The sequence below is a fragment of the Nocardia alni genome (assembly GCF_019038435.1).
GTDB classification, from domain to species: Bacteria; Actinomycetota; Actinomycetes; order Mycobacteriales; family Mycobacteriaceae; genus Nocardia; species Nocardia alni.
Genome location: NZ_JAGPOX010000286.1, coordinates 1 through 3226, shown reverse-complemented (window position 1 = coordinate 3226; position 3226 = coordinate 1). Strand labels below are relative to the sequence as shown.

At 68.5% G+C, this 3226-nt stretch carries 3 protein-coding genes; 1 reads left to right on the top strand and 2 read right to left on the bottom strand.

Annotated features, from left to right (window positions below; genetic code table 11):
- Together JZ791_RS43785 and JZ791_RS43780 are read right to left on the bottom strand one after the other, a co-directional pair.
- Nucleotides 1-1000: SMI1/KNR4 family protein (locus JZ791_RS43785; RefSeq protein WP_216903837.1), on the bottom strand; the 1000-nt coding region annotated here is incomplete at its 3' end.
- 324 nt (nucleotides 1001-1324) lie between these two features.
- A complete protein-coding gene (locus JZ791_RS43780; protein WP_216903835.1) occupies nucleotides 1325-2908 on the bottom strand; it encodes a CocE/NonD family hydrolase in 1584 nt (527 codons plus the stop codon).
- A gap of 29 nt (nucleotides 2909-2937) precedes the next feature.
- Between JZ791_RS43780 and JZ791_RS43775 the strand changes: the two genes are divergently transcribed.
- Nucleotides 2938-3150 carry a hypothetical protein gene (locus JZ791_RS43775; RefSeq protein WP_216903833.1) on the top strand — a complete coding sequence of 71 codons (213 nt, stop codon included), beginning with the start codon at nucleotides 2938-2940 and terminating at the stop codon, nucleotides 3148-3150.
- Nucleotides 3151-3226: the final 76 nt, after the last annotated feature.

The following is a 3226-nucleotide window of genomic DNA, read 5'->3' as shown; positions in this document are numbered from 1 at the left end:
ATACGTGAGCGGCGGCGCGTTCGATCCAGGCGGCGTTGGATTCTCCTGGTGAGAAGGTCAGTTCGGGGACAAGACGGCTGAGGGTGTCCAGGCGCGGCAGTCCGATGAGTGGGCCGTGCTCCTCTACCGACCGGCGCAGATACAGGGGGACAGCCTCGGCGCGTACCTGATCCTCCCCGACCTCCGCGATGACGTGTTCCCGGCCGAAGACGTTGTTGCGAATCCTGTGGTGGACGAACCGCAGGTCCAGGAACGCGCCCAGGATGGTCTCGAGATACATTCCGGCGCCCGACCCCTTGACCGCGGCCCGCTCGAAACTCTCCGTCGCTTGCTCGACCTCGCCCCGCAGCGCCTGTGCGCGCCCCTGGGCCAGGAGTTCCTCCACCCCCTCCGGATGCACGCCGCGACCGTCGTATCCCGCGAGCCTCTCGAAGGTGACGCGCTCGGCTCGGACCAGCTCGGCGAACGACGTGTGCCGCTCGCCCAGGCCCGGGTACCAGCTCGCCCAGATGTATGCGGCCCACTCCCCATCCTCGGACACGTCTCCCGGGTCGAGCAGCCAGTACTGTGCGTCGCCGTGGCCCGAGATCAGGAGAGCGCGGTCGAGCATCGCGTTCTCCGCGGACATCTCGTCATCGTCGTCATCGTCGTCGAAGTAATCGCCGCCCAACCCGGCGTCCGACTCGGTCTGCCAGGAGACGGTGCTGGTCGTGCCCATCTCCCACATGAACGAACTCAGGTGCAACCAGCCGTCGGAGGCGCCGAGAAACGCGCGATAGCTGGGCGGCAGCCGGGTACCGAGCCGCTGCTCCAGCTCTGTCAGCTGCTCCTCGCTCGCCCCCTCGAAGCCCAGCCAACCGGCGGCCCGCTGCTGGTCGCTGACTTCGGTTAGCTCACGTGCCGCCACGCGCAGCACGTCGGCGCCATAGTCGGCCAGGTAGGCACGCCACTGCTCGATCGTGTGCGGGCCCGGTTCGGTAGATCCGGCCGTCGGTTGCATTCTCACTCACCTCACGCTTGTGTCATCGCAATACCATCACCTGGATCGGCAGCGCCTGACAGCGCCGCGTACCCAATCGGTGACCCGCGCAACCTACCACTGTCGTACCGCGAATCTCCCTCGCGCACAATCGGATTTGCTGTTCAGTTTGGATTCAGGATGCCGAGAGTCCGTGCACCCCGGTCGATCGATGTCGACCAGGACTCGATCGACACGCGGAACCCGCAGCAGCGAACAAGATTCGCGGATCTATCCGGTACAACGACCACGGATCGCTCAGTGGGCCCCTGCGCTGCTCAGTATCGACGGCCAGCCGACATGGATTCACTCCGCCAAGATCGGCAGGGTCAAATACGACGGATGCTCAGGCTCGTGGAATACCTCGAACCGGCATGTCTTCGTGGCGACCGCACCGGCCACCGGTTCCCCCGTGCCGTGGTTGCGGCTGAAACGGGGGAACGCCCCACCGGCCACCTGCACACGCACCCGATGCCCGCGCCGGAACCGGTACGCCGTGGGGAACAGCGCGATCTCGATCGGACCGTCGGCCCGCTCGTGCAATCGCACGATGCCGTCGGTGACGTTGCGGGACACGCCGGTCGGATCCACATCGCAGATCCGCACGAACACATCGGCATTCGCCAGTTCGGTGCGCAGCCGCACCGTCGCGATCGGCTCGCCCACCACGTCCAGGTCCGCGGCCAGCGGTTCGCCCGTATAGACCAGGACGTCCGGCCGTGCCTCGGTCGCGCGGTTGTCCTGCTGTTTGGCCTTGCCGAACAGCAGTGGGCCACCGACAGACGGCGTCGGATCGGCCGGGTCGTAGGTGAATTCATCGGGGCGCGCGTCACCTGAGACATCGCTCAGGTCAGGCAGGTACATCCGCCGCTCTGTCGCCTTCGGCGGCCACTGGTCGAAATCCAGCCAGTGGCCGGCCTGCTGAAGGTACAGACGCACCGGCGCGCGATGCAGCACGGCGCGGTCGCCGTGCAGATGCGCGGCCAGGAAGTCGACCTGGTCGGTGAGCATCGGACCGAAACTGGCCGGCTCGCCGTGGCTCCACGGCCCGACGAGGATCCGCGCGGGATTCCCTGTCGCGCGGACCTTCTCGAAATCGCGCAGCTGATCGGGCAGGAACAGGTCGTACCATCCGGCGACCATGCTGATCGGGGTGCTCACCGCGGCGGGATCGTGCACGATCGGCGACCAGAATTCGGGGGTCTCCGCATTCTCGCTGACGTCGGCGAAGAAGGGCACGTGCCGCCCGATCGCCGCGACATCGGCGCCCGCGAGCGGCAGGGTCGAGGTGGTCTCGTGCACCCGGCGCCGCCGTAGCGCGGCACGCAGCGCGGCGAACCGGTCCTCCTGGCGACCGATCGAGGCCGACCACCCGAGTAGATCGTCCAGGGCCAGCGCACCGCCGCGGTAGAAGATGCCGGTGAAATCCGAGCCCGTGACGCCCAGGCAGATCGCCTCGAGCGGCGGATCGGCGTACGGCGCGATCGCCCACTGGGTGTGCCCGAGATAGCTGGCCCCGGCCATCGCGATCCGGCCATCGCACCACGGCTGCTCACGAAGCCACGCGACAGTCGCCAGACCGTCCTGCTTCTCGTGCAGGAAGGGCCGGAACTCACCGCCGGACCCGAACGTCCCGCGCGTGCTCTGGACCACCACCTGAAACCCGCGCCGGGCGAACACCGAACCGAACACCTGCGCCAGCGGCCCCCGCCGCCCGTACGGGGTGCGGATCAACACCACCGGCATGGCATCCGCGCCCGCGGGCCGATACCAGTCGGCCCGCAGCGTGACCCCGTCCGGCATCGGGATCGGAATGTCGCTGTGCACCACCGGTTCCGGCACAACGGCCGCCGGCAGACCGAGCAGCCGATCCACAATCCGTCCCAGCATGCGGGGCTCCTTTCCCGGGCGCCGCGCACGTGGAGCCGGACACCCTCACCGTCACGACCACCGTACGCGCTGCCACCGACAACCCGGACGACGTCCAGACCCCGGCCCCCGCACAGCCGACGCGCTCGGATCCGGGCGTGCGCCGCCCAGATCCGATCGCGAAACCGACTGCGCTGCTTGATACTCCGGCTCGCGACCGGGTCGCGAGCCACCCGTTGACCAGGATTCTCCAGGTCGCCTGATACGTCCGCCTCAGCGCCAGACGCGGCCTCACCCCGATCCCCGCGACCCCCGCCGCCGCTACCCGGACCTGCGCAC